Origin of the sequence: Streptomyces rubiginosohelvolus, from assembly GCF_014649875.1 — a bacterium.
Lineage (GTDB): Bacteria > Actinomycetota > Actinomycetes > Streptomycetales > Streptomycetaceae > Streptomyces > Streptomyces rubiginosohelvolus.
Window position 1 is genome coordinate 111,563 of the sequence record NZ_BMTW01000015.1, and the last position, 26,316, is coordinate 137,878.

Genomic DNA, 26,316 nt, shown 5'->3' on the forward strand with positions numbered 1-26,316 from the left:
GGGCCCTACGGCACCACGGTGACCGGCCAGCGCCCCGCCTTCACCAGACGTACGGCCACCGAACCGATGAAACGGTGCCCGGCCGACTCCGAGGCCCCGACCACCACCGCGTCCGCCTTCAGCTCGTCGGCCGCCGTCACCAGCCCGTTGTAGGGGTCGCCCCGGAAGGTGTGGAACTCCCAGCGCACGTCCCACGCGTCCCTGAAGCGCTCCGTCGCCTCCCGGATCTCGGAGACCAGCGCGTCCGCGACCTCCCCCGTCGCATCGCCGACCGGTACGCCCAGGGCGGCGCCCGCCGTCATGACCGGCTGGACGTACACCAGGGCCAGCATGGCGTTCTGCCGACGGGCCAGTCCGGCGGCGTAGGCCGCCGCGCGCATCGACGAATCGGAGCCGTCGAGCCCCGCGACGATCACCTTGGGGCCGTCCGTACCGCGTTCGAACTGATGAGGCTGCTGCTCTGTCACGGCTCCGAGGCTATCGGCTCGTCCGGAGGGGGCGTCGCCGGGCCGTCGGCGGGCACCGGCGAATATGAGCATACTGCGTCGATCGGGTACAAAAAGGTCGGCATGCGGTGTCGACGGGCAGGGCGGACGTCCGGCCATGCGAGCAGTTGGCCATGACACGTGATCACACCGGACCCGAGCGCCGCACCCTGCTGAGGATCGCCCTCGGCCTCGGAACCGCCGCCGCCGTGCACCTGGCCGTCGCCGATCCGGCGTCGACGCCCAGCCGCCCCGCCCGTACCGCGGGCACCCCGCCCGCGGGGGCCGCCGGGCCTCCGGCGAACGTGCGGGGCCGGCCCTCCCCGTACCGGCTCGACCCCATGACCGCGGGCAGCCCGGCCCGCTTCAGGCCGGCCAGGCCGCCCGTGCGCACCCGGCCCTTCGAGCACCTTCCCGACCTCGGGCACTCGATGGTCCTCAGCTTCGACGACGGCCCCGACCCGCTGTACACCCCGGACATCCTGGCCACCCTGCGCGAACACCGGGTCCGCGCGATGTTCTTCGTCTGCGGCGAGATGGCCGACGGCAGCCCGGACCTGCTGCGCGAGATGGCCGACGACGGGCATGTGGTGGGCAACCACTCCTGGTCCCACCCGCTGATCCCGAAGCTCTCCCGCCCTGCGATCCGCGACGAGCTGGGCCGTACCAGCGACGTGGTGGAGCGGGCGCTCGGCGCCCCGCCGCTGTGGTACCGCGCCCCCTACGGCGCGTGGAACCGCAACTCCTTCGAGATCGGGGCCGAGTTGGGCATGGAGCCGATGGCCTGGACGGTGGACACCCTCGACTGGAAGGAGCCGGGAACCGGCACCATCGTCCGGAGGGTGCTGGACGGCGCGGCGCCCGGTGTCGTGGTCCTCTCGCACGACGCGGGCGGCGACCGCTCGCAGAGTGTCGCCGCCCTGCGCCGCTATCTTCCCCGGCTGCTGGAGGCGGGCTACCGGATCACGGTGCCGCAACGCGTCTGAGCGCGCACGCGTATGGCTGTGTCCCCGGCGATCCACCGGGGACACAGCCATGCCGGGACGCGTTCGGTCAGCGGGTGTCGACGAGCCGGGCGAAGACCACCACGTTGCCGTCGTAGCCGCCCGCCTTGGAGTAGCCCCCGCCGCAGGTGATCACGCGGAGCTCCGCGTGGCCGGTGTCGCCGTAGACGCGGGGGCCGGGGAAGTCGTTCTTGGCGAAGACCTCCACCCCGTACACCTCGAAGATCCCGACCCGGCCGTCGTAGCGGGAGACCTCGACGCGGTGCCCCTTCTGGAGCGAGCCGAGGCCGTAGAAGACCGCGGGCCCGGACATGTTGTCGACATGGCCGACGACCACGGCGGTGCCCCGCTGGCCGGGGGCGATGCCGTTCTGGTACCAGCCGGCGAGGTTGGGGTCCTCGGCGGGCGGGGCGTCGATCCACCCGTTGGCGTCCAGGTTGACGTCGATGATCGGCGCGTCCACGTCGATGGAGCCGATCTTCACCCGGGAGGCGGGGGCGTAGGGCAGCGGCTGCACCGGCTCGCCCTCCACCGGCGGGCCCGCGGCGTCCTTGCTCAGATCCAGCGAGGCGGCGGCCGCGGGCTGCGGCGGGCCCTCCTCCGAGAACTCCGTGCCGTTGCGCATGAGGGCGAGGCCGCTGAGCATCACCAGAGCGATCGCACCCCATGGCACCCGTCTGGTCCGCTCGCCCCCGGTGTGGTCCCGGCCCATGGTTCTCCCTTCGTCGCGACGCTGTGAACGTTAAGGGCGTCGCGCCGGGTCGGCGATCAGGGAGAGGCGAACGGGTGGCGGCGGGGCCGGTCCTCGCTGGGTTCCCCTGATGGCTGACTGCCCATCGGAGTAATGAGCAGATAAAAGTTCTGACGGCTCGTGACCTGCGACTCCGTCAGATTCTGCGGCTCCCGTACGGCGTGTCGCGTCACCGGGGTGGAGCAGTGCCGAAGTGCGAGCCGCCGGTCGACTGGTGAGTGTTCGTCATGGGAGACGTTCTCGTCGATCCACCGGGGGACCAGCCCCCGGGGGCGTTTCCCGCTGGAGGTTCACACGATGCGTGCTTCACGCGCTCTCGCGGTCACCGCGACCGCTTTCGCGGCCGTCGGGCTCGCGGCCCCCATGGCCGCCGCCACCAACGGCCCGGTCAACGTCGCCGTCAACCCTCAGTCCGTCCACCAGGGTGGCACGCTGAAGATCACCGCGCAGGGCTGCGGCCACGGCGGCAAGGTCTGGTCGAACGCGTTCCCGACGACCACCCTCTCCGCGGGTGACGGCACCAACTACGCCCACGCCCGGGTCCGGAACAACACGACCCCGGGGCAGTACCACCTGTCCGTGAAGTGCAACGACAACAACCGGATCGCGACGCAGCAGTTCACCGTGCTCGCCGGCAACGGCGCGCAGGGCGGGCTCGGCGGCTCGATGGGCCCGAGCTCCGTCGAGATGCAGGTCGGCGGCGGTCTCGTGGCGGCCGCGGCCGTCGGCGGCGCGGTCTTCCTCGTCCGGCGTCGGCGGACCAGCCATGCGGCGTTCTAAGGCGTCGAACCTCCCGCCCGGCCCGATACGCCCGTCGCCCCGAGTCCTCGATCAGGACCCGGGGCGACTGCCGTGCGCCACATGCTCGCGGTCAGTGGCGGCGGTCGGCGTTACGGCGACGCGCGAAGTAGAGGGCGCCCGAGGCCGCCGCGACCACCAGGGCCCCGCCGGCGGCGACCTCCACCGTGTCGGTGGTGCCGGAGCTGCCGCCCAGGCCACCGCGCACACCGCCCGGCACGAGAGCCGTCGAGCTGGCGGTCGGGACCGTGGTGGGCGTCGGGGTGGGCGTGGGGCTGCTCGTCGCACCGCCGGTGATCGTCAGGTTGACGTTCCGGGAGGTGCCGGTGGAGCCGCACGTGAACGTCACCGCGTAGACGGCGCCCCGCCGCGCGTCGGAGTCGACGGTGGCGGTGGCGGTCGTGCTGCCGCTCGGGATGGTGGTGGTGTCGAAGATGCCCGAGCTGACGGTCGTCTCGCCCGTGCAGCCACCGGCACCGAGGGTGACCCGGCCGCCCGGTGCGATGACCGAGGGGGTGATCGTCGGATTGAACGTGCTGGAGGCCCCGTCCGGCGCGGCGAAGGCGGCGGACGGGGCGAGGAGCGTCAGGGCACCGGCGCCGAGCAGGGCGAGCGGTGCGACACGTATCGCGCGCATGGTGGATCCTCCGGGTTCCCCGAGGGGCAGCTGCGGAACCAATTTCCACATAGCAGGAAAAATGCACCTCGATGCCCGACACGCTAGGAGGGGTCCCCCCGACCCGCGATCGGGGTCCGGCGAATGGGTCACGCTGTCCCCCGACCGGCGCACCGGCCCGCTTGTCGGCCGGGGGAGCGGCGGTCAGCGGGTGATGCCCGGGAACATGTCGATGAAGGGGTCGGCGGTGGCCGAGATCCCCCGGCCGAAGGGTGCGTCGAAGTCCCAGATAAGGAAGAGCAGGAAGGCGATCAGCGCGCTGAACAGGCCCGCCAGGAGCAGTTCGCGGAACGTTCTGCGGATCTGGAGCGTGAAGATCAGCCCCACGGTCACCAGCGCCCCGATGATCAGCCCGAACCAGACCACCCCGGGCATCGTCGCCCCGGCGTTCTGCCCCCGAGTGCTGCGGGCGTCGTCCGCCGCCGCCACCTGGTCGACCAGCGGCTGGTAGGCCTGCCCCTCGTGATCGGTCTTCGGCTCGTAGCCGGTGACGTCCGCCCGCACCTGGTTCAGCAGTTCGGTGCCGCGCTCGGTGAGCGTGTTCCGCTCCGACATCACCTTCCACTCGTCGTTCACGACATGGCTGACATAGGCGTCGACGTCCGCCCGGATACGGTCGCGGACCTCCACCGGGTAGACGGACGCCCGCGCCTTCACCTCGTGCAGCGCCTGCGCCTCGATGCGTACGGACTCCTGGGCGGCACTGCGCCCCTCCCAGACCCCGGCGATGGCGAGCCCCAGGACGATCGCGTAGACCACCCCGATCATCATCGTCATGTACTCGATGACGTCGGGGGTCTCGGAGGGATCGTCGTCATCCCCGACCCGCCGGTTGTTGAGGACGACGATGATGAGGACGACCGCGCAGGCGGACGCCATGGCAATGCTCAGTACGAGCCATTCGGACATGCATCTCTCCTGGTCAGCGGGATGACCGCGGCCGCAGGACGGCAACGGCGAACACCGCCGGGGCGGTGATGAGCAGCGTCAGCGACACCAGTGACGGTCCGCTCCGCGGCTCTTTGCGGGTCGGTTTGCGGTACGTCGGCAGCGCGACGGGCCGGGGTTCGGGCGGCTCGGTCCGCACCGGGGGCTTCGTTGGGGGCGAGGGTTTCGGGGCCGGTGCCGGAGGCGGAGGGGGTGGTGGCGCAGGAGGCGGGGGAGGTGGTGGAGGCGCCGGTTCCGACACCACGGGCGGAGGCGGCGGAGGCGGTGGCGGCGGGGGAGAGGGCGGCGGGAGAGGGGGTGGCGGAGGCGGTGGTGGCGGAGGAGCCGGTTTGGGCGGGGGTGGCGGCGGCGGAGGCGGCTCCGGCTCGGAGACCGCGACGCAGCCCCCGTCGCCCGCCACGGCGACCGCGGAAACGCTCCCGTCCTGCTCGATCGACGCAACCGCGCAGCTGTCAGCGGTCGCGGGCGGCGGCAGGGCCGTCAGCCAGAGGAGTGACGCGACTGCCGTGAGCCGCGCGATGCGTGATCCGTACACGACGGGCAGCATGATCGACATTTCCCGGGAACACGCGGTCGACGCAGGGGATTCGCCTGATCGTGGGATCAATAGGCCATCCGTGTTTACCGGGTCGGCCCGACCCGCCGCATTCTTCTCGGACTTCCTTTGAACGCGACCCGGTCGGCGTCCCGTACCTAGGGCCACGAACGGCGCGGTCCCGCGCCGGAATCACCAGCGCTACGACGAAGCACCACGGGAGTCGACATGAACACCTGGCGCAACGCCTCGCTCGCGGTCACCGCGGCGGCTCTGTTGACGCTCACGACGGCGTGCGGTCAGGAGCAGGGCACGTCGCCGAACGGCCAGGCGGTGGGCAACGCCGCCCCGGCCCAGCAGCCCGCCGAGAGCGGGTACGGATCGGCCGGCGGGGGATACGGCTCCGGGGCCGACGCGGAGGCGGCGGAACCGAAGGAGGCCGGTCAACTCGCCGTGCAGGAGAGCAAGGAGCTCGGAAAGGTGCTCACCGACAGCGAGGGCTTCACGCTCTACCGCTTCGACAAGGACACCGCGAACCCGCCGAAGTCGAACTGCGACGGCGACTGCGCCACCGCATGGCCGGTGGTGGCATCGGGCAACGCCGTCGCCGCGGCCGGCACCGACGAGGAGCTGCTCGGCGAGGTCAGCCGCCCCGACGGCACCAGCCAACTCACCGTCGACGGCTGGCCGATGTACCGGTACGCCAAGGACACCGCACCCGGCCAGGTCAACGGACAGGGAGTCGGCGGCACCTGGTTCGCCGCGGCCCCGGACGGGAAGAAGGCGGCGAAGAACGCCGACAGCGAAGGGGTCGCCGAAGACGGCGAAGGGGGTGCCGAACCGGCCGATCCCGCGGGACTTTCCGTCCGCAAGGACCCGGAACTCGGCGACATCGTGGTGGACGGCCGGGGCATGACGGTTTACCGCTTCACCAAGGACTCCGCCTGGCCGATGAAGACGGCCTGCACCGGTGAGTGCCTCAAGAAGTGGCCGGTGGTCGACCCCGTGGCCAAGAATGCGGTGGACGGTGTCACGACGAAGGGATTCGTCACCTTCGACCGTCCCGACGGCATCAAGCAGCAGACCATCGACTGCTGGCCGATCTACACCTTCGCGGGCGACAAGAAGCCCGGAGACACCAACGGGCAGGGTGTCGGCGGAACCTGGTACGCCGTTTCCCCGGATTCCAAACTCGTCGGCGCCGCCAAGTAACCCCGGACTCCGCAGAACAATCGCCCAGGAGCCCCAAGTGGCCCCGAACCACCGGGAAACGGCGCCCGGAGTGCCGGTCCGTCGCTGTCCGCACACGCGCAGCGACGGACCGACCGGGTATGCCACCTGAGTGTGACCAATAACGGATCGCTAATTTCCGTTTCCACTCGCTCTCTTGGCGGCCGATCAGTAGCCTCTGGTCAACACTGACCATGAACATGGCCGGATCGCCGTGGCGAACTTGTTGGAGACATCGATGGAGCGTCCCGCCTGGGCACCGCAGGGCATAGACATTTCGGTGCCGAGCGTGTCCCGCATGTACGACTTCTATCTGGGCGGATCGCACAATTTCGAGGTGGACCGGGAAGCCGCGCGCAAGGCCATGGAGTTCCTCCCGGGCCTTCCCAAGATCATGCAGGCCAATCGCGCCTTTATGCGCCGGGCCGTCCGCCACGCCGTCGACTCGGGCATCGACCAGTTCCTGGACATCGGCTCCGGCATCCCGACGTTCGGCAACGTCCACGAGGTCGCCCAGGCCGCCGACCCCGGCGCCAAGGTGGCCTACGTCGACCACGACCCGGTCGCCGTCGCCCACAGCCAGGCCGTGCTGGAGGGCAACGACCGCGCGGTCATCGCCGCCGCCGACCTGCGCCGCCCCAAGGAGATCCTGGCGAACCCGGAGATCACCGGACTGCTCGACCTCGACCGGCCGGTGGCCCTGCTGCTCGTCGCGGTGCTCCACTTCATCGAGGACGCCGACGAGCCGTACGCCGCGGTCGCCGAACTGCGCGAGGCACTGGCCCCGGGCAGCCTGATCGTCCTCACCCACGCCTCGTACGAGGGCATCCCGCTGCCCAAGGAGGAGGCGGCCGGCACGGTCGGCGTCTACAAGAACATCCGCAACCCGCTGATCATGCGCTCGCGCGAGGAGATCAGCCAGTTCTTCGAGGGCTACGAGATGGTCGAACCGGGACTCGTGTCGATGCCCGAATGGCGGCCCGACACCCCGCAGTCGCCGGAGCAGGAAGACCCGTACGCCTTCTCGGGCTTCGGCGGGGTCGGGCGCAAGGCGTGAGCATTCCCGCCCAGGCGTCCGGAGAGCCGGACGCGGAACCCGACGGCCCCGAGGGCCGGCTCCGGAGATTCGCCAGAATCTGGAGCCGCGCCATCTTCCCCCTGACGGCCACCTCCCTCACCCGGCCGGAGTTCGAACAGCACCTGCTGCCCCTGGCACGCGAGCTGAACGGCATCCTGCACGCCCACCCCTTCGACGCCTCGCCCGCCCAGCGGATCGGCGCGGCCCTGATCGACGCGCACTGCACCGATCCGGACGCCCTCAGCTCCACGCTCGGCGTCGTCGACTCCTATCTCGTCCTCTACTGCGGCGGCAACGGACCCGGCCCGCTGTCCACCGAGGACGGCCGGGCCCGCTGCGCCCGGATCCAGCACACGCTGGCCGCCGGGTTCACCGGCGCCCTGCGCGAGCGCACGCTCGCCGAGCAGGAGGCCATCGCCCGCTCGGCGCTGACGGCCCGTTCGCACGCCGAAGAGGCCCTGCACGCCACCGAGGCCCGGTTCCGCGCGGTCTTCAAGGACGCCGCCATCGGCATCGGCATCGCGGACCTGGACGGCAACATCCTGGAGATCAACGACACGCTCACCAGGATGTTCGGCGGCCTCGAACACCACGTCCGCAGCCACAAGGTGAACGAGTGGGTCCACCCCGAGGACTCGCCCCAGGTGTGGAAGTACTACGACGAGCTGGTACGCGGCGAACGCGAGCACTACCGGGTCGAGAAGGCGTACTACCGCAACGACGGCACCGTCCTGTGGACCAACCTCACCGTCTCGCTGCTGCGCGACTCCGAGGGCCGCCCCGAGTACCAGCTCGCGCTGATGGAGGACACCACCGAGCGCCGGCTGCTCAACCTGCGGCTGCGGTACGAGGCCACCCACGACGCGCTCACCGGCCTGCCCAACCGGACCCTGTTCTTCGAGCGCCTGGAGAAGGCCCTCACCGCCCAGGACGGCGTCCGCTTCGGTCTCTGCTACCTCGACCTCGACGGCTTCAAGGCCATCAACGACAGCCTCGGCCACGCCGCCGGCGACCGCCTGCTGGTCGAGGTCGCCGACCGGCTCCAGAGCTGCGCCACCGCGCGCGGCGAGATGGTCGCCCGGCTCGGCGGCGACGAGTTCGTCGCCCTGACCACCGGGCCGGACACGGCCGAGGAGGTGCACGAACTGGCCGGCCGGATCCTGAACGCGCTCGCCACCCCGATCCGCCTCGACGGGCGCGAGCTCTCCGTCCGGGGCTCGATCGGCATCGTCGAAGGGCCGTCCGGGGAGCGCAGCGCCGCCGAGGTGCTGCGCAGCGCCGACATCACGATGTACCGGGCCAAGGCGGCGGGCGGCAACCGCTTCCAGCTCGCGGACGCGGAGGCCGACGCGCGCGCCATCACCCGGCACGGGCTGACCACCGCCCTCCCGGCGGCCCTGGACCGGGGCGAGTTCTTCATCGAGTACCAGCCGCTCGTGCACCTGGGCGACGGCACGGTGCACGGCGCGGAGGCGCTCGTACGGTGGTGCCATCCGCAGCACGGGGTGCTCGGCCCCGACCGGTTCATCCCGCTCGCCGAGCACACCGGCCTCATCGTGCCGCTCGGCCGCTGGGTGCTGGAGGAGTCCGTACGGCAGGCGAACTTCTGGCAGGAGCGGCACAGCGACGGCGGCCCGCTGCGGATCAACGTCAACCTGTCGCCGACCCAGCTGCACCATCCCCGGCTGGTCGCGGAGACGGTCGACGTGCTGGAACGTTCCGGTCTGGAGCCGGGAGCGCTCTGCCTGGAAGTGACCGAGTCGGCCCTGATCGGCGCAGACGACGATCTCCTCAAGCCGCTGCGGCAGTTGGCGGAGATGGGCGTCGACATCGCGCTCGACGACTTCGGCACGGGCTACTCGAACCTGGCGAACCTGCGCCGACTGCCGGTGAGCGTGCTCAAGCTGGACCGTTCCTTCACCCGGGGCATGCAGCAGCATCCGGCGGACCCGGTTGATCTGAAGATCGTCGAGGGCATCGTGTCGCTGGCCCACAGCCTGGAGCTGGCCGTCACGGTGGAGGGCGTGGAGACGGGCGCGCAGGCCGAGCAGCTGCGCCGGATCGGCTGCGACACCGCCCAGGGCTGGTACTACGCCCGCCCCGGGGCCCCGGACCGCATCCACTCCCTGCTGCTGGCGGACGCGGTCTGAGCGGTTGCCGGGCGGGGGACCCCGCCCGGCTGCCGGGCCCACGTCAGCCGGGTACCGGCCGGTGCTCCAGCAGCATCCGCTGGAGTTCGCGCGCGGCCCGGGGCGGGTCCACGTCGCTGCGGTGCGCCAGCGCGATCGTGCGCCGCAGCCCGCCCCCGGCCAGCGTGGTCCTGCGCAGGTCGTGGCCCGCCCGGGCGGCGACCATGCTCGGCACCACGGCGATGCCGAGCCCCGCCCGTACGAAACCGAGCACCGCGTCCATCTCGCCGCCCTCGACGGTGAACGTCGGCTCGAAGCCCTCCGCGCGGCACGCGGCGAGTGTCAGCTCCCGCAGGTTGTACCCGTGCCGGAACATCACGAGCGGCGCCCCCTCCAGATCCGCGATCCGGATCGAGCCGCCCCGTCCCGGCGGAGGCTCCGTCGCCGCTGAGACCACCACCAGGTCCTCCCGCAGCAGCTCCACCGTGGTCAGCACGGGCGAGGCGGCCGGCAACGGCAGCACCACCAGCGCCAGGTCGAGCGCCCCGCGCGCCAGCTGACGTACGAGATCGTGCGAGCCGCCCTCCTCCAGCAGCAGCCGCACCCCCGGATGCCGGTCGTGGAAGGCGCGCAGCAGGTCCGGCAGCAGCCCGGTGCACAGGCTGGGCGTCGCTCCGAGACGCACCCGGCCGCTGCGCAGCGAGACCAGCTCCTGGACCTCGTGGCGCGCGGTCTCCGCGTCGGCGAGGATCCGCCGGGCCAGCGGCAGCAGCGCCTCACCGGCGTCGGTGAGGGTGATGTTGCCCCGGGCCCGGCTGAACAGATCCGCGCCCAGCTCCGCCTCCAGCGCCCGGATCTGCTGGGAGAGCGAGGGCTGCGACACATGCACCGCCTCGGCGGCCCGGGTGAAGTGCCGGGCCTCGGCGACGGCCACGAAGTACGTGAGCTGCTGGAAGTGCATACGCCGACGATAAACCTCACCGATAGGCACTGCCTATGGAGATCAGCCAGACCATGTCTTGGACTGATCGGGCCCTCCGCCCCTACCGTCGTGTCCATGGCATTGGCAACGCGGACGGACCGACGGCCGTCGATGACGCGTACGCTCTGGGACTCGACCGTCGGCAAGAAGACGATCATGGCCGTGACCGGTCTGGTCATGCTCGGATATCTCGTCGCCCACATGGTGGGCAACCTGAAGATCTTCTTCGGACCCGGTGAGTTCGACGGGTACGCCCACTGGCTGCGCACCATGGGCGAACCGGTCCTGCACTACGAGTGGGCGCTCTGGATCGTCCGTGTGGGGCTCGTGGCCGCCGTCGTGCTGCACGGCGTCTCGGCGTACCAGCTGAGCCGCCGCGACATCAAGGCGCGCCCGGCCAAGTACGTCCACAAAAAGCCCCGCGCGAGCTACGCCACCCGGACCATGCGCTGGGGCGGCATCATCCTCGCGCTCTTCATCGTCTGGCACATCCTCGACCTGACGACCGGCACCGTGCACACGAGCTTCGAGGCCGGGCACCCCTACCAGAACGTCATCGACACCTTCTCCACCTGGTACGGCAACGTCATCTACATCGTCGCGGTGCTCGCCATGGGCCTCCACGTCCAGCACGGATTCTGGAGCGCCGCACAGACCCTCGGCGTCGGCAACGCGACCCGCGACCGCATCCTGAAGACCCTCGCCAACGTCCTCGCGGCGGTGCTGACCCTGGGCTTCGTCTCCGTACCCGTCGCCGTCATGACCGGAGTGGTGAGCTGACATGCCCGACTACACGCAGTACCGCACGGGCGAGCCCGCCGTCGACACCAAGGCCCCCGAGGGCCCCGTCAACGAACGCTGGGACACCCGCCGCTTCCAAGCCAAACTCGTGAACCCCGCCAACCGGCGCAAACACACGGTCATCGTCGTCGGCACCGGGCTGGCCGGCGGCGCGGCCGGGGCCACCCTCGCCGAACAGGGCTACCACGTCGTCCAGTTCTGCTTCCAGGACTCGCCCCGGCGCGCCCACTCGGTCGCCGCCCAGGGTGGCATCAACGCGGCGAAGAACTACCGCAACGACGGCGACTCCATCCACCGGCTGTTCTACGACACCGTCAAGGGCGGCGACTTCCGCGCCCGGGAGTCCAACGTCCACCGGCTCGCCCAGATCTCGGTGGAGATCATCGACCAGTGCGTAGCCCAGGGCGTCCCCTTCGCCCGCGAGTACGGCGGCCTCCTCGACAACCGCTCCTTCGGCGGCGTCCAGGTCTCCCGTACGTTCTACGCGCGCGGCCAGACCGGACAGCAGCTCCTCCTCGGCGCCTACCAGGCGCTCTCCCGGCAGATCGCCACCGGCGGCGTCGAACTCCACGCCCGCACCGAGATGCTGGACCTGATCGTGGTCGACGGAAAAGCGCGCGGCATCGTCGCCCGCGACCTCGTCACCGGGAAGATCGACACCTACTTCGCCGACGCGGTCGTCCTGGCCACCGGCGGCTACGGCAACGTCTTCTACCTGTCGACCAACGCCATGAACTCCAACGCCACCGCGATCTGGCGGGCCCACCGGCGCGGCGCCTACATGGCCAACCCCTGCTTCACCCAGATCCACCCCACCTGCATCCCGCGCACCGGCGACCACCAGTCCAAGCTGACGCTGATGAGCGAGTCGCTGCGCAACGACGGCCGCATCTGGGTCCCCAAGGCAGAGGGCGACACCCGCCCGGCCAACCAGATCCCCGAGGACGAACGCGACTACTACCTGGAGCGCATCTACCCCGCCTTCGGGAACCTGGTGCCCCGTGACATCGCCTCCCGCGCCGCCAAGAACGTCTGCGACGAGGGGCGCGGCGTCGGCCCCGGCGGGCAAGGGGTCTACCTGGACTTCGCGGAGGCCATCCAGCGCATGGGACGCAAGGCCGTCGAGGCCAAGTACGGCAACCTCTTCGACATGTACCAGCGGATCACCGACGAGGACCCCTACACGGTCCCCATGCGGATCTATCCCGCCGTGCACTACACGATGGGCGGCCTCTGGGTCGACTACGACCTCCAGACCACCATCCCCGGCCTCTTCGCCATCGGCGAGGCCAACTTCTCCGACCACGGGGCCAACCGGCTCGGCGCCTCCGCGCTGATGCAGGGCCTCGCCGACGGCTACTTCGTCCTGCCCTCCACCATCAACGACTACCTCGCCCGCAACCCGCACACGGAGAACGTCGACGCCGAACACCCCGCCGTCGCCGAGGTGGTGGCGGAGACCGAGGACCGCATCAACCTGCTGCTCTCCGTCGACGGCGACCGCACCCCCGACTCCTTCCACCGCGAGATCGGTGAACTCATGTGGGAGTACTGCGGGATGGCCCGCACCGAGGACGGCCTGCGCAAGGCGCTCGCGAAAATCCCCGAGATCCGCGAGGAGTTCTGGCGCCGCATCAAGGTCCCGGGAACCGGCGAACAGTTCAACCAGTCGCTGGAGAAGGCGAACCGCATCGTCGACTACCTGGAGCTCGCCGAGCTCATGTGCCTCGACGCCCTGCACCGCGCCGAGTCCTGCGGCGGCCACTTCCGCGAGGAGTCCCAGACCCCGGACGGCGAGGCCGAACGGCGCGACGAGGAGTTCTCCTACGCCGCCGCCTGGGAGTTCACCGTCACCGGCGGCGCCCCCGTCCTGCACAAGGAAGACCTCGTCTTCGAGTACGTCCACCCCACCCAGCGGAGCTACGCATGAAGCTCACCCTGCGCGTCTGGCGTCAGCGCAACGCCCAAGAGCCCGGCGCCATGGCCACCTACGAAGTCGACAACATCTCCGCCGACATGTCGTTCCTGGAGATGCTCGACACCCTCAACGAGGAACTCACCCTCGCCGGGGAGGAGCCCGTCGCCTTCGACCACGACTGCCGCGAGGGTATCTGCGGAGCGTGCAGCCTCGTCATCAACGGCGACGCCCACGGCCCGGAGCGCACCACCACCTGCCAGCTCCACATGCGGTCCTTCGCCGACGGCGACACGATCGACATCGAGCCCTGGCGCGCCTCCGCCTTCCCGGTCATCAAGGACCTGGTCGTGGACCGTTCCTCGTTCGACCGGATCATCCAGTCCGGCGGTTACATCTCCGCCCCCACCGGCACCGCTCCGGACGCCCACGCCACCCCGGTGCCCAAGCCGGACGCCGACTTCGCCTTCGAGCACGCCGAGTGCATCGGCTGCGGAGCCTGCGTCGCCGCCTGCCCCAACGGCTCGGCGATGCTCTTCACCTCGGCGAAGGTCAACCACCTCAACGTCCTGCCGCAGGGCGCCCCCGAACGCGAGACCCGCGTCCTCGACATGGTGGCCCAGATGGACGAGGAGGGCTTCGGCGGCTGCACCCTGACCGGCGAATGCGCCACGGCCTGCCCGAAGGGCATCCCGCTGCCGTCGATCGCCGCGATGAACAAGGAGTGGCTGCGGGCGACCCGCAAAGTCCGCCGCTGACAAGGCGAGTCGATCCCGTACGGCTCCGATCACGTCCGGAGCCGTACGGGATCGGCGCTGTCACCTGCCCAGCGCCCTGGCCAGATACGGGGCCGTACGGCTTCCGGCGCTACGCGCCACCTCGGCGGGGGTGCCGGCAGCGACGATCCGGCCGCCCCGGTCCCCGCCCTCCGGGCCCAGGTCGATGACCTGGTCCGCGCCCGCCACCACGGCCATGTCGTGCTCCACGACCACCACCGTGCTCCCGCCGTCGACCAATGCGTGCAACTGCCGCATCAGCACTTCCACATCGGCCGGATGCAGCCCCGTCGTCGGCTCGTCCAGCAGGTACAGCGTGTGCCCGCGCCGGGTGCGCTGGAGCTCCGCCGCCAGCTTGATGCGCTGTGCCTCGCCGCCGGACAGCTCCGTGGCGGGCTGGCCGAGCCGCAGATACCCGAGCCCCACGTCCAGCAGGGTCCTCAGCGCGCGCTCGGCGGCGGGCGTCCCGGCGAAGAACGACGCCGCCGACTCCACGGTCAGATCGAGGACCTGAGCGATCGTCAGGCCGTCCAGCCTGACGTCCAGCGTCTCCGGGTTGTAGCGCGCACCGTGGCAGTCCGGGCAGGGCGCGTAGGTGCTGGGCAGGAACAGCAGCTCCACCGAGACGAAACCCTCGCCCTGGCAGGTCTCGCACCGCCCGCCGCTCACGTTGAACGAGAACCGCCCCGCCCCGTAGCCGCGCTCCCGTGCCGTCACCGTCCGCGCGAACAGCTTCCGTACGGCGTCGAACAGGCCGGTGTACGTGGCCAGATTGGACCGGGGCGTACGCCCGATGGGCTTCTGGTCGACCTGGACGAGCCGGTCCACCGCCTCAAGACCGGTGACGGAAGCGCAGAACCGCTCGCCCGCCCCGGTCGCCTCCTCACCCGCCTGCCGGTCCGCGAGCACCCCGGCGAGCACCTGGCCGACCAGGGTCGACTTGCCCGAGCCGGACACCCCGGTCACCGCCGTGAACACCCCGAGGGGGAACTCCGCGTCGACGCCACGCACATTGTGCCGCTCCACTCCGGTGAGCCGGATCCACCCGGACGGGGTGCGCGGCTCGCGTACCGGCGCGGGGCCGCGGCCGTCCTCGGGGAACAGGAAGCGGCGGGTCGCCGACTCCGGGACCTGGGCGAGTCCCTCCGGCGGCCCGCTGTGCAGCACCCGCCCGCCGTGCTCCCCGGCCAGCGGGCCCACGTCCACCAGCCAGTCCGCCCGCCGCACCACGTCCATCTGGTGCTCCACCACGAAGACCGAGTTCCCGGCCTCCTTCAGCCGCCCCAGCACCCCGAGCAGCGCCTCGGTGTCCGCCGGATGCAGACCGGCCGACGGCTCGTCCAGGACGTACACAACACCGAAGAGCCCCGACCGCAATTGCGTGGCCAGCCGCAGCCGTTGCAGCTCACCGGAGGACAGCGTCGGGGCCGTCCGGTCCAGGCTCAGATAGCCGAGGCCCAGCTCCGTCACCGTCCCGATCCGCGCCAGCAGATCGGCGGTCAGCACCCGGGCCGTCTCCTCCCCGCCCGCGCCCGCCCCCGCCAGTACTTCCGCCAGCACGGACAGCGGCAGCCCGGCCAGCTCGGCGATGGTCCGCCCGGCGAACGTCACCGCCATCGCCTCGGGCCGCAGCCGGCTCCCGCCGCACACCGGGCACGGCGCACTGGTCAGAAAACGCTCCGCCTTCGCCCGCAGCGACCGGCTCTTGGTGTCGGCGAAGGTGTGCAGCACATAGCGCCGCGCGCTCATGTACGTGCCCTGGTAAGGGCGTTGGATCCGGCCCGCGTCCCGCACCGGATGCACCGTCACCACCGGCTGCTCGTCGGTGAACAGGATCCACTCCCGGTCCTTCGGATCCAGCTCCCGCCAGGGCCGGTCGACGTCGTAGCCCAGCGCGTCCAGCACATCCCGCAGATTCTTCCCCTGCCACGCCCCCGGCCAGGCGGCGATCGCCCCCTCCCGGATCGACAGCGAGGGATCCGGGACGAGCAGCTCCTCGTCCGTCCGGTGGATCCGCCCCAGACCGTGGCACTCCGGGCACGCCCCGACGGCGGTGTTGGGGGAGAAGGAATCGGAGTCCAGCCGCTCGGCCCCCGGCGGGTAGTCGCCCGCGCGGGAGAAGAGCATGCGCAGCGAGTTGGAGAGCGTCGTCACCGTCCCGACGGACGACCGGGCCCCCGGGGCGGAGCGCCGCTGCTCCAGCGAGACGGCGGGCGGCAGCCCGGTGATCTCCCCGACAGCGGGCGCACCCACCTGGTGGATCAGCCGCCGGGCGTAGGGCGCCACGGACTCGAAGTAGCGGCGCTGCGCCTCGGCGTAGATCGTGCCGAACGCCAGTGAGGACTTCCCCGATCCCGACACGCCCGTGAAGACGGTCAGGGTGTCGCGCGGGATGTCGACCCGGACGTCCTTGAGATTGTGCTCGCGCGCGCCGCGCACCCGGACGTACGGATCGTGGGGGGAGTGCATGGGGCTCGGCTCCGTACGGGTGGGGTGCTGACGGCTGGAGGGACAAACGGTCCGATTCTAGGCGTCGACGCCGGTGGCGGCTGGGTGGGGGCCCGCCGTGCGGCCCACTGGGTGAGGGCTCGGGTCCCGTTCGTCCGACCGGCCCTGGGGACGGGCCAGCCCGGCGAGCCGCCGCAGCGAGTCCACCAGCGCCTCCCGGTCGTACGTACTCGTCGTCACGAGCACCTCGTCCGCCCCGGTCTCCTTGATCGCCCGCTCCAGCTGCTCGGTGACCTGGTCCTCGGTGCCGTGGATGTGACGGTCGAGCCCGCGTTCGTACAGCTCCCGCTCCTTCGCCGTCATCGTGCGGCGCCCGATCTCCTCGGCCGGGGCCAGCGGCGGGAAGTCCCCGTGCGTACGGGAGTACGCCATGGCCCACGCCTCCGGTACGAGCAGCCGCCGGGCCGCCTCCTCGGTGCCGGCGACGGCCACCGTGCCCGCGACGATCACCTCGGGGTGCTCGGCGCGGGCGGACGGGCGGAAGTCGCGGCGGTAGACCTCGATGGCGCGCAGCACCTTGTCCCGGCCGCGCAGGTCGCCGATGACGAGGGGGAGTCCGGCGGCCGCGGCGACCGACGCGCCCTCGCCGATCGCGAGCACGTACGCGGGGATCCGCAGGCCCTCCGCCGGGTGGGCGTGCACCCCGGGGTGGGCCTGCTGGGTGCCGTCGATCCAGCCGAGCAGTTCGGTCAGGCGTCCGGGGAAGTCCTCGGCGTCCTCCTTGCCGTGGCCGAGCGCCCGGCGTACGCCGTCGGTGAAGCCCACGGAGCGGCCGAGCCCCATGTCGATCCGGCCGGGGAAGAGGGAGGCCAGGACGCCGAACTGCTCGGCGACGACCAGCGGCCGGTGGTTGGGCAGCATCACTCCGCCGGTGCCGACGCGGATGGTGGAGGTCGCGGCGGCGACGGCGGCGGCCAGCACCGTCGGCGCGGACCCCGCGACCCCCGGCACGCCGTGGTGCTCGGAGACCCAGAAGCGGTGGAAGCCGAGCGCCTCCGCCTCCCGGGCCAGATCCACGGTGTCGCGCAGCGCCTCGGCGCTCCCGTGTCCCTCACGGGTGCGGGAGCGGTCCAGGACGGAGAAGCGGGTCGACGCGATCACAGAGCTCACGTTCTCTTCAACGCACTCGTTCCGCAGGGATTCCCGAGGTGGTTCCTAAGCTGGGGGAGTGGACAACGACGCACGGCCGCTGGCCGTATTCGACCTGGACAACACGCTCGCGGGCACCGCTCACCGGCAGCACTTCCTGGAGGGCGCCAAGCGCGACTGGGCCGGCTTCTTCGCCGCGGCCGTGGACGACCCGCCGCTCCCGGAGGGCGTACGGATGGTGCTCGCGAACGCCGAGGAGTGCCGGATCGTCTATCTGACAGGACGGCCCGAGCGGTGCCGTCGCGACACCGTGCGCTGGCTGAGCCGTCAGGGGCTGCCCGAGGGCGAGCTGTTCATGCGGCGCAACGACGACCGGCGCCCCGCGCGCCGGACGAAGCTGGACATCCTCCGGCGGCTGGGGCGGACGGGGCAGGTGCGCATGCTCGTGGACGACGACGAACTGGTCTGCGATGCGGCCGAGGTGGCCGGATTTACCGTGGTGCGGGCCCGTTGGGCCGATCCGTCGGATGCGCTGAAGGACGCCCAGGAGCGCGAGGGGCGTACCTGATCAGCTGTTTTCGTCGAGCCGAAAGCCCACCTTCAGGCCGACCTGATAGTGCGCGATTCGGCCATCCTCGATATGGCCGCGAACTTGATTAATCTCGAACCAATCGAGATTGTGCAACGTTTCCGCCGCTCTTGCGACGCCGTTCCGGATCGCCGCGTCGACGCCCTCGTCGGAGGTTCCTACGATCTCGGTGACCCGATAGGTGTGATTCGCCATTGTTTGTCTCCTCTCCTGTGACCACGGTGCCCCAATCCGGGGCGTCCCGCGAGGGGGAGGGTCGGGTGAAGCGGGAGAGGCATCCGCCTTGACCTACCCATTGGTCCATACCAAAATTCAGCCAACCACCCGTGCGAGCGCCGCCCGCAATCCCCCCACACCGGGTCCGATTTCGTTGTGCCGTTTCGCAGAAGGTGACCACGTGAAGAACCGCATACTGGCTGGAGCCATCGCGCTTGTCTCGACCGTCGCACTCGGTGGATGCGGCTACATATCGGGATCGGGCGGCGGTGACCGCACAGTGACGGTCTGGCTGATGAAGGACAGCGTCTCGCCCGGCTTCCTGGACAAGTTCACCCGCTCGTACGAGGAGGAGAACCCCTCGATCGAGCTGGACTTCCAGATCCAGGAGTGGAGCGGCATCGGACCCAAGGTCATCTCCGCGCTGGAGGGCGACGACGCCCCGGACGTGATCGAGGTCGGAAACACGCAGGTCGCGCAGTACGCGGAGAGCGGCGGCCTGCGGGATCTGACCCTCGAATCGATGCGCGACCTGGGCAGCGAGGACTGGCTGCCCGGCCTGGCCCAGCCCGGCAGCATCAACGGCGTGCAGTACGGCATCCCCTGGTACGCGGCCAACCGGGTGGTGATCTACAACAAGGACATCTTCCAGGAGGCGGGCATCGACGCCGTCCCGAAGACCCGCGCCGAGTGGATCGACGCCACCGCGAAGCTCAACAACGGCGGAAACCAAGGCATTTACCTGGCCGGCCAGAACTGGTACGTGCTCGCCGGATTCATCTGGGACGAGGGCGGCGAGCTCGCCGACGAGAACGGCGGCGACTGGCAGGGTGCCCTGGACACCCCGGAAGCCCTGGCGGGCATGGAGTTCTACCAGAAACTCCAGGCGCTCGGCGACGGCCCCAAGGACGCCGACGAGGAGAAGCCCCCGCAGACCGACGTATTCGCCGGGGGAGACGTCGCCCAGATCATCTCGGTGCCGGGCAGCGCCGCGCTCATCGAGCAGAAGAATCCCGAACTCAAGGGAAAGCTGGGCTACTTCCCCATTCCCGGCAAGACCGCGAAAGCGCCCGGTTCGGTATTCACCGGCGGCTCCGACCTGATCGTCCCGAAGAACGCCGACGAGCGCAGTGCGGGCATCGCCGTCGTCAAGGCGCTGGCGAGCGAGAAGTGGCAGACGGAGCTGGCCCGGGGCATGAGTTACGTCCCCAACAAGCCGAGCCTCGCCCATGTCATCGAGGGCGAGGAGGGCACCGCGGCGATGGCGGAAGGCGCCACCCGGGGCCGCGCCACCCCCAACTCGGCCCAGTGGGCCAGGGTCGAGGCGGAGAACCCGATCAAGCCCTACATGACGGCCGTGCTCCAGGGCGGCGACCCGGCCCGCGAGGCCAAGGCCGCCTCCGAGCGCATCTCCGCGCTGCTCACCGGCACCGGCACCGGCTGATCCCGCGCCTGGGGAGGCGGACGGCGGCCCGCGCACCATCCGGACGGCGGCCAGGCGGACGCTCCGTCCCGGGGATTCAGCCGTCGCACATCCGCGCTCCCCACGGCGGTCACGTCGAATCCAGCCGGTGACGGAAGAAGTAGGGGGTCGGTGCGTCGCACCCGCGGCGGCCCGGCCCCTGACCGCTCCCGTCCCCGGAGACCGCCATGACCGTGCTGCCCGTCGCACCGCACCGCCCCGCCGCTCCCGCCTCCGCCCCGACCCCCGCCCCCGAGCCCGCCTCAGCCCCGGAACCGGCCTACCGGGTCTCCCTCGCCACCTGCCAGGAAGACGTACGCGCGGCGCAGCGACTGCGCCACCTCGTGTTCGCCGGGGAGCTCGGAGCCCGGCTGGAGGGACCCGAACCCGGCCTGGACAGCGACGCCTTCGACGCGTACTGCGACCACCTGCTGGTCCGGGAGACCGCCACCGGGGACGTCGTCGCCACCTACCGGCTGCTGCCGCCGGACCGGGCCCACATAGCCGGACGCCTCTACGCGGAGAGCGAGTTCGACCTCAGCAACCTCGCCCCGATCCGCGACGACCTCGTCGAGGTCGGCCGCTCCTGCGTCCACCCAGCCCACCGCGACGGCGCGGTCATCGCCCTCGTCTGGGCCGGACTCGCCCGCTACATGGAGCGCACCGGTCACACCTGGATCGCGGGCTGCTGCTCCCTCCCGCTGGCCGACGGCGGCACGTCGGCCGCCCGCAGCTGGAACACCGTACGCGCGGCGCACCTCGCACCCCAGGAGTACTGGGTCACCCCGCACCGCCTCTGGGACTCCTCCGCGCACGGCCCGGAAGCCGGCTCCCGGGCGGACCTGCCGCCCCTGCTGCGCGGCTACCTCCGGCTCGGCGCCCAGGTCTGCGGGGCCCCGGCGTACGACCCCGACTTCAACGTCGCCGACCTGTACGTCCTGCTCTCGATGCGCCGGACCGACCCGCGCTACCTGCGCCACTTCCTCTCCCTGGCCCCGCTGCGATGACCGGCTGGCTGCCCGTCGCCCCGTGCACCCCGGACGGCTGCGCCCGGCACACCGGGGCCGTACGCGCTCCGCTGCCCGCCGCGCTCCTTCTGCTGTCCGGCTGCGCCCTGGTCCTGCTGGGGGTGGCCTGCGTCCCGCTGGTCCGGCTGCTCGGGGCCGGCCCCCGCCGCCGGCTGACCCGATGCTGGGCGCGCGCCGTTCCGCACGCTTTCGGCGTACGTGTCAGGGTCCGGCTGCACGCGCCGGACCGGGCCCCGGGCGGCGGCGAACTGGTCGTCGCCAACCACATCTCCTGGCTCGACATACCGCTGGTCGCGTCCGTACTGCCTGGCCGGATGGTCGCCAAGCGCGAGATCCGGTGCTGGCCGCTCCTGGGGTCCCTCGCCGCGCTCGGCGGCACCCTGTTCATCGACCGCGACCGGTTGCGCGCGCTGCCCGCCGCCGTACGGACCATCGCGACGGCCCTGCGTTCCGGCTCCCGGGTCGTGGTGTTCCCCGAGGGCAGCACCTGGTGCGGACGGGGAGGCGGCGGCGCATTCCGGCCCGCCGTGTTCCAGGCGGCGATCGACGCCAGGGCGACGGTCCGGCCGGTCCGCATCACCTATCGCACGGCGGCACACAGCAGCGCGGAACACCCCACAGGTCCCGCCGCGGGCGCCGTCGCGTTCGTCGGGGCCGACCCGCTCGCCGCCTCCCTGTGGCGCGTGGTGCGGGCGGCCGGGCTCACCGCCCACGTCGACCTGCTCGCGCCGATCTCCGCAGACGGCGAGGACGGCCGCCGCGCCCTGGCCCGCAGAGCGCGAACGGCCGTCCTCGGCTCCGAAGAGCCCCGCCGAACCGGCCTGTCCGGCCGGCCCGGTCAGACCGCGGTGGCCAGCGACAGGGCGAACCGCCCCGCCGAGTCCGTCCACCACTGAGCCAGCCGCATCCCGGCGGCGGCCAGCTCCTCGCGGACGTCCTCCTGCCGGAACTTCGCCGACACCTCCGTACGCAGCTCCTCACCGGCCTCGAACGGCACCACGAGGTCCAGCTCCCGGATCTTGACGCTCAGCGCCCGCCGGGCACGCAGCCGCATCTCGATCCACCGTTGTTCCGGATTCCACACCGCGCGGTGATCGAAGCCGTCGAGCGGGAAATCTGCCCCCAGTTCACGGTTGACCACGCTCAGGACGTTCTTGTTGAAGGCCGCCGTCACCCCGGCCGCGTCGTCGTACGCGGCCACCAGCGTCTCCTCCTCCTTCACCAGGTCCGTGCCCAGCAGCAGCGCGTCACCGGGGGAGAGGAGCGAACGCACCGACCGCAGGAACGTCGCCCGCTCCTCCGGCAGCAGATTGCCGATCGTGCCGCCCAGGAACACCACCAGCCGGGGGCCCGGCGTCCCCGGCAGGACCAGGCCGGTGGTGAAGTCCGCGATCAGCGCGTGGACGGACAGACCGGGGTGCTCGGCGAGCAGTGATTCGGCCGCCCCCGTCAGCGCGCTCTCGCTCACGTCCACGGGGACGTAGGCGTGCAACTCGGGGAGGACCTCCAGGAGATGGCGGGCCTTCTCGGACGACCCCGAGCCCAGCTCGATCACGGTCCGGGCCCCCGAAGCGGCGGCGATCTCCTCGGCCCGGGTCTGCAGGATCTCCCGCTCCGCGCGGGTCGGGTAGTACTCCGGCAGCCGGGTGATCTCCTCGAACAGCTCGCTGCCGCGGGCGTCGTAGAACCACTTCGGCGGCAGCGTCTTGGGATGCCGGGTCAGGCCGCTGAGGACATCGGCGCGCAGCGCCGCGTCCGTCGCGTCCACCGGCAGGGTGCGGGTCAGCGAATAAGGACTCACGCGGGGGGCTCCTTGAGCGGGGTGAGCAGGACGTCCGAGGCGGTCGCGACCAGCAGGGTGCGGTCGGGGACCTCGCGCCAGAGCGGGTCGTCGTCGTACGGCTCCGAGGCGACCGCGGTGCGGCGGCCCGGCTCCGTGAGGTACCAGAGGGTGTCGCCCCAGGCGGTCGCCGTGATGGTGGCGCCGTCGGTGAGCAGCAGATTCAGCCGGGAGCCGGGCGCGGCGGCCGCGACCTCGCGGACCGTCTCCGCGACGGCACGCGGCACATCGTCCCCGGCGTCGGTACGGTGCCGGATCAGCGCCCAGACCAGCGCCGAGTCGTTCCGGGCGGCCAGCGACAGGAGCTTCTCGGCGGGCAGAGCGGCGGCCGCGCCGGCGAGCGAAGCGGGCCAGCCCTTCACCGCCCCGTTGTGGCTGAACAGCAGCCGCCCGGCGGCGTACGGCGCGGCTGCGGCCTCCCCGTCCGCACCCGCCTCGGTGGCATCCCGTACGGCGGCGAGCAGCGCGGTGCTGCGGACCACCCGGGCCAGATCGGTGAAGGTCTCGTCGCCCCATATGGGGCCCTGGCGGCGGTAGCGTCCGGGTGCCGGGTCCCCCTCCGCGTACCAGCCGACGCCGAAACCGTCCGCGTTGACCGTGCCGTAGCGCTGCCGGCGCGGCTCCCAGGACTGCCGCACCAAGGAGTGCGGAGGCCGCACGAGCACCTCTCCCAGCGTCACCGGATCGCCCACATAGGCGATATGACGGCACATCAGGCGTCCCTCGCCGTACGGAAACCGGCGAAGATCTGCCGCCGCACCGGAAGGTCCCAGTTGCGGAACGTGCCCCGGCAGGCGACCTGGTCCACGGCGAACGACCCGCCGCGCAGCACCTTGTGCCCCGGGCCGAAGAACACTTCCGAATACTCGCGGTAGGGAAACGCCACGAACCCCGGATAGGGCAGGAAGTCGCTGGCGGTCCACTCCCACACATCGCCGATCAACTGCCCCGCCCCGGAGGGCGACCGGCCCAGCGGATACGCCCCGGCCCGCGCCGGACGCAGATGGCGCTGCCCCAGATTGGCCCGCTCCGGCGTCGGATCCTCGTCGCCCCACGGATACCGCCGCGACCGGCCGGATACGGGGTCGTGCCGGGCGGCCTTCTCCCACTCGGCCTCCGTGGGAAGCCGCCGCCCCGCCCAGCGGGCGTACGCGTCCGCTTCGTACCAGCTGACGTGCAGCACCGGCTCGTCGTGCGGCACCGGCTCGGTCACCCCGAACCTGCGGCGCAGCCACTGGCCCGCCTCCCGCCGCCAGAACAGCGGTGCGGACAAGCCGTGTTCACGGACCATCGCCCAGCCCTCGGGCGCCCACCAGCGCTCGTCCCCGTACCCGTCGTCCTCGATGAAGCGGAGGTACGCGCCGCAGGTGACCGGCGAGGAGTCCAGGTGGAACGCCGCCACGTCGCGCCGGTGCGCGGGGCGTTCGTTGTCCAGGGCCCACGGTTCGGCGGAGGTCCCCATCGTGAAAGGGCCACCGGGAACGAGGACTTCGCTCGGAATGACCTCGTTGCCGACGGGCTCGGGTGGGGCAGGAGGGGCGGGCGCGGTGAGCGCCGCCGGTCCCGCGCGCAGCTGATGGGTGATCAGCATGGTCTCGTCGTGCTGCTGTTCGTGCTGGGCGATCATCCCGAAGGCGAACCCGGCCCGTTCCAACGGCCCCCCGCCCTCGTGCAGCGGCGTACCCTCCAGCAGCTCCAGCGCCCGCCCCCGTACGTCGGAGGCGTACGTCCGGGCCTCGGCGGGGGCCAGCAGCGGCAGCGAGGGGCGCGAGGCGCGCGCGTGCTCGAAGGCGTTGTACAGCCCGTCGATCTCCGGGCGCAGCGCCTCCCGGCCGCCGACGGCGCGCAGCAGCCACTGCTCCTCCTGGTTGCCGATGTGCGCCAGGTCCCAGACCAGCGGCGACATCAACGGGGAGTGCTGGGCGGTCAGTTCACCGTCGTCCACACTGTCGGTGAGCAGCGTGGTGCGGTCGCGCGCGGCCAGCAGCGCATCCAGGGCGCGCCGCCGCAGGGTCTCCGGATCGATCCCGGAGGCGAAGGGGAAACCGGCGGCGGCCGGACCGGAGACCTGGGTGGGATCGAACGCGTCGGACAGCTCACGGGGCTCGAAGCCTTCGCGGTGCTCTTCGTGTTCACGGTGCTCGGTCATGCGGAGGCCGCCTTCCGGTCGGTCAGCAGGCTGAGATCGATGAGGTCGCCCGGCTCGGGCAGATCGTCGGCCGGACATCGGCCCCGGGCGACATAGCGGTCGGTGAAGGCGGCCACCGTGTCGCGTACCGCGTCGCTCGCCCCCATCCGCTCCAGCGCCGGCAGCGCCGCCCCGAAGCAGGTGACGGCCGCCGCCCGCAACTCCGGATCGGCGAGCCCCTCGCGGGCGGCGGCCGTCCAGAGCGGATTGCGCGGGGCCGCCGAAGTGCCCGCGATCTCGGCCAGCGGCTTCACGGCCCGGTACACGGTCTCGGCGGCCTCCGGGTCGTCGAACAGGGCCGTGGCGACGGCGAGCGGCACCAGCCACCCGTCGGGCCCGCTCTGCGCGTCGATCATGCGCAGTTCGAGATGGCCGCGCGGCCGGATAGGCGGGAACAGCGTGGTGAGGTGGTAGTCGAGATCGGCCTGCACCGGCGGCCGGGGCGAACCGGTGCGGATCCACTCGCGGAAGGTGAGCCCCTCGGGGACGTCCCACGGGCCGCTCTCACACCGGATGCACAGCACCGTCGCGTCCAGGACATGGGCGGCCCAGGCCTCGCGGGGCGCGCGCCCGGTGCCCGGTGCGAGGGTCCGGCCCGGGTCGAGGTCGGCCCACAGCGACTGCCGGGTGGAGGCCCAGCCGGTCCGGCGGCCCCGCTGGAACGGCGAATTCGCGAACGCCGCCACCAGCACCGCGCCCAGCAGATGCGCGAGCTGCCAGCGCCGCCCGTATCCGAGCGGTCCCGGCTCCTCCTCGCCCGCGTCCAGGCAGACCTGGACCGACGCGGAGGTGCACATCATGGCCCGCCCGGCCGGCCCCGACCGGTCCAGAGCGGCCTCCATCGCCTCGTAACGCGGCTCCCGCAGTCTGCGGTGCGGGGTCTGCCACGGGTCGACGCCGAGCCCCACGGGCGCGAGCCCCGCCGCGCCGAGCGAGGCACGGACCGCCGCCAGATCGGCCGCGGTCGTCGCGACGCACTCCATCAGCGAACCGGCCGGCTGCGAGCTGAGTTCCAGCTGCCCGCCCGGCTCGAACGTCAGTGCGGCGCTCAGGGGCAGCGCGCGGACCGCCTCGACGGCGCTGTCCAGCCGCTCCTGTTCGACCGGGACGTGCGGACGTTCCCGGTCATGGATGAGCCATTCGAGTTCCACGCCCACGGTTCGGGGCGGACCCGTCTTGAAACATATACCGCGCAGTAAATCCTCTGCCCCGCTCTCGTCGAGCGGGGTGGCGTCCGGGCGCGAGCCGGTCGCGCCGGGAATGTCCAAGGCCATGAGGGCCTCCTTCT

24 protein-coding genes are annotated in these 26,316 nt (G+C 71.7%); 12 read left to right on the top strand and 12 right to left on the bottom strand.

The genetic code is table 11. The features are described from left to right. Positions 1-5: 5 nt before the first annotated feature. Positions 6-467 (bottom strand): universal stress protein, encoded by a 462-nt coding sequence (locus IE134_RS27305; RefSeq protein ID WP_010058913.1) that lies wholly within the window; start codon positions 465-467, stop codon positions 6-8. Between the two features lie 152 nt (positions 468-619). Here IE134_RS27305 and IE134_RS27310 point away from each other — a divergent pair, with 152 nt between their 5' ends. Next, the gene (locus IE134_RS27310) at positions 620-1,471 is read left to right on the top strand and encodes a polysaccharide deacetylase family protein (protein ID WP_030719170.1); all 852 of its coding nucleotides are present in this window, start codon (positions 620-622) and stop codon (positions 1,469-1,471) included. 67 nt (positions 1,472-1,538) lie between these two features. Here the strand turns inward: IE134_RS27310 and IE134_RS27315 are convergent, their stop codons facing one another. Beyond that, a complete protein-coding gene (locus IE134_RS27315) occupies positions 1,539-2,201 on the bottom strand; it encodes a class F sortase (protein WP_030719167.1) in 663 nt (220 codons plus the stop codon). A 336-nt stretch (positions 2,202-2,537) separates the two neighbouring features. Here IE134_RS27315 and IE134_RS27320 point away from each other — a divergent pair, with 336 nt between their 5' ends. After that, complete coding sequence (locus IE134_RS27320) at positions 2,538-3,020, top strand: hypothetical protein (protein ID WP_030719165.1); 483 nt, start codon at positions 2,538-2,540, stop codon at positions 3,018-3,020. 91 nt (positions 3,021-3,111) lie between these two features. Here the strand turns inward: IE134_RS27320 and IE134_RS27325 are convergent, their stop codons facing one another. Both IE134_RS27325 and IE134_RS27330 read right to left on the bottom strand, forming a co-directional pair. Further along, the gene (locus IE134_RS27325; RefSeq protein WP_030719162.1) at positions 3,112-3,675 is read right to left on the bottom strand and encodes a hypothetical protein; all 564 of its coding nucleotides are present in this window, start codon (positions 3,673-3,675) and stop codon (positions 3,112-3,114) included. A 183-nt stretch (positions 3,676-3,858) separates the two neighbouring features. After that, positions 3,859-4,623 (bottom strand): bestrophin-like domain, encoded by a 765-nt coding sequence (locus tag IE134_RS27330; protein WP_030719159.1) that lies wholly within the window; start codon positions 4,621-4,623, stop codon positions 3,859-3,861. Between the two features lie 802 nt (positions 4,624-5,425). Between IE134_RS27330 and IE134_RS27335 the strand changes: the two genes are divergently transcribed. From IE134_RS27335 to IE134_RS27345, 3 genes are all read left to right on the top strand, one after another. Continuing rightward, entirely contained in the window at positions 5,426-6,409 is a 984-nt protein-coding gene (locus IE134_RS27335) for an SCO0930 family lipoprotein (RefSeq protein WP_030716918.1), read from the top strand. 256 nt (positions 6,410-6,665) lie between these two features. Further along, positions 6,666-7,484 (top strand): SAM-dependent methyltransferase, encoded by an 819-nt coding sequence (locus IE134_RS27340; RefSeq protein WP_030716920.1) that lies wholly within the window; start codon positions 6,666-6,668, stop codon positions 7,482-7,484. Continuing rightward, a complete protein-coding gene (locus tag IE134_RS27345) occupies positions 7,481-9,655 on the top strand; it encodes a putative bifunctional diguanylate cyclase/phosphodiesterase (protein ID WP_030716923.1) in 2,175 nt (724 codons plus the stop codon). The genes IE134_RS27340 and IE134_RS27345 overlap by 4 nt, the downstream gene beginning before the upstream one ends. 43 nt (positions 9,656-9,698) lie before the next feature. On the opposite strand, the gene IE134_RS27350 is transcribed toward IE134_RS27345, so the two are convergent. Next, complete coding sequence (locus IE134_RS27350) at positions 9,699-10,595, bottom strand: LysR family transcriptional regulator (protein WP_030716926.1); 897 nt, start codon at positions 10,593-10,595, stop codon at positions 9,699-9,701. Between the two features lie 132 nt (positions 10,596-10,727). Between IE134_RS27350 and IE134_RS27355 the strand changes: the two genes are divergently transcribed. Genes IE134_RS27355 through IE134_RS27365 form a run of 3 tightly spaced genes read left to right on the top strand, consistent with a single transcriptional unit; the run spans position 10,728 to position 14,090 of the window. Next, positions 10,728-11,396: a succinate dehydrogenase cytochrome b subunit gene (locus IE134_RS27355; RefSeq protein WP_098894878.1), complete on the top strand. Its 669-nt coding sequence runs from the start codon at positions 10,728-10,730 to the stop codon at positions 11,394-11,396. Position 11,397: 1 nt separating this feature from the next. Further along, positions 11,398-13,347, top strand: a complete 1,950-nt coding sequence (locus IE134_RS27360; protein WP_030716931.1) for a fumarate reductase/succinate dehydrogenase flavoprotein subunit — start codon at positions 11,398-11,400, stop codon at positions 13,345-13,347. Continuing rightward, positions 13,344-14,090, top strand: coding sequence for a succinate dehydrogenase/fumarate reductase iron-sulfur subunit (locus IE134_RS27365; RefSeq protein ID WP_030716932.1), 747 nt, complete (start codon positions 13,344-13,346; stop codon positions 14,088-14,090). The genes IE134_RS27360 and IE134_RS27365 overlap by 4 nt, the downstream gene beginning before the upstream one ends. A gap of 60 nt (positions 14,091-14,150) precedes the next feature. Here IE134_RS27365 and uvrA read toward each other — a convergent pair whose 3' ends face one another. Together uvrA and IE134_RS27375 are read right to left on the bottom strand one after the other, a co-directional pair. Continuing rightward, positions 14,151-16,577 (bottom strand): excinuclease ABC subunit UvrA, encoded by a 2,427-nt coding sequence (gene uvrA, locus IE134_RS27370; protein WP_189432021.1) that lies wholly within the window; start codon positions 16,575-16,577, stop codon positions 14,151-14,153. 57 nt (positions 16,578-16,634) lie between these two features. Beyond that, the gene (locus IE134_RS27375) at positions 16,635-17,717 is read right to left on the bottom strand and encodes an LLM class flavin-dependent oxidoreductase (protein ID WP_229823751.1); all 1,083 of its coding nucleotides are present in this window, start codon (positions 17,715-17,717) and stop codon (positions 16,635-16,637) included. Between the two features lie 67 nt (positions 17,718-17,784). Between IE134_RS27375 and IE134_RS27380 the strand changes: the two genes are divergently transcribed. Beyond that, on the top strand, positions 17,785-18,273 hold the full coding sequence (locus IE134_RS27380; protein WP_097947855.1) for a phosphatase domain-containing protein: 489 nt from the start codon (positions 17,785-17,787) through the stop codon (positions 18,271-18,273). Here the strand turns inward: IE134_RS27380 and IE134_RS27385 are convergent, their stop codons facing one another. Continuing rightward, positions 18,274-18,489: a dodecin gene (locus IE134_RS27385; protein ID WP_010058938.1), complete on the bottom strand. Its 216-nt coding sequence runs from the start codon at positions 18,487-18,489 to the stop codon at positions 18,274-18,276. Positions 18,490-18,691: 202 nt separating this feature from the next. On the opposite strand from IE134_RS27385, the gene IE134_RS27390 reads away from it, so the two are divergent. The 3 genes from IE134_RS27390 (at position 18,692) to IE134_RS27400 (ending at position 21,896) form a co-directional block, all read left to right on the top strand. Then, the gene (locus IE134_RS27390) at positions 18,692-19,954 is read left to right on the top strand and encodes an extracellular solute-binding protein (RefSeq protein WP_098019713.1); all 1,263 of its coding nucleotides are present in this window, start codon (positions 18,692-18,694) and stop codon (positions 19,952-19,954) included. A 206-nt stretch (positions 19,955-20,160) separates the two neighbouring features. Next, positions 20,161-20,979, top strand: a complete 819-nt coding sequence (locus IE134_RS27395; protein WP_030716946.1) for a GNAT family N-acetyltransferase — start codon at positions 20,161-20,163, stop codon at positions 20,977-20,979. Then, complete coding sequence (locus tag IE134_RS27400) at positions 20,976-21,896, top strand: lysophospholipid acyltransferase family protein (protein WP_189432023.1); 921 nt, start codon at positions 20,976-20,978, stop codon at positions 21,894-21,896. Before IE134_RS27395 ends, IE134_RS27400 begins: the two co-directional genes overlap by 4 nt. Here IE134_RS27400 and egtD read toward each other — a convergent pair. The 4 genes from egtD to egtA are packed head-to-tail and all read right to left on the bottom strand — an operon-like array spanning position 21,839 to position 26,302. Then, positions 21,839-22,801, bottom strand: a complete 963-nt coding sequence (gene egtD / locus IE134_RS27405; protein ID WP_189432025.1) for an L-histidine N(alpha)-methyltransferase — start codon at positions 22,799-22,801, stop codon at positions 21,839-21,841. The two genes, IE134_RS27400 and egtD, sit on opposite strands and share 58 nt — an antisense overlap. Next, entirely contained in the window at positions 22,798-23,553 is a 756-nt protein-coding gene (egtC, locus tag IE134_RS27410) for an ergothioneine biosynthesis protein EgtC (protein ID WP_032786226.1), read from the bottom strand. The genes egtD and egtC overlap by 4 nt, the downstream gene beginning before the upstream one ends. Next, the gene (gene egtB, locus IE134_RS27415) at positions 23,553-24,989 is read right to left on the bottom strand and encodes an ergothioneine biosynthesis protein EgtB (protein WP_179888098.1); all 1,437 of its coding nucleotides are present in this window, start codon (positions 24,987-24,989) and stop codon (positions 23,553-23,555) included. Before egtB ends, egtC begins: the two co-directional genes overlap by 1 nt. Continuing rightward, a complete protein-coding gene (gene egtA, locus IE134_RS27420) occupies positions 24,986-26,302 on the bottom strand; it encodes an ergothioneine biosynthesis glutamate--cysteine ligase EgtA (protein WP_030716960.1) in 1,317 nt (438 codons plus the stop codon). The genes egtB and egtA overlap by 4 nt, the downstream gene beginning before the upstream one ends. Between the last annotated feature and the right edge of the window lie 14 nt (positions 26,303-26,316).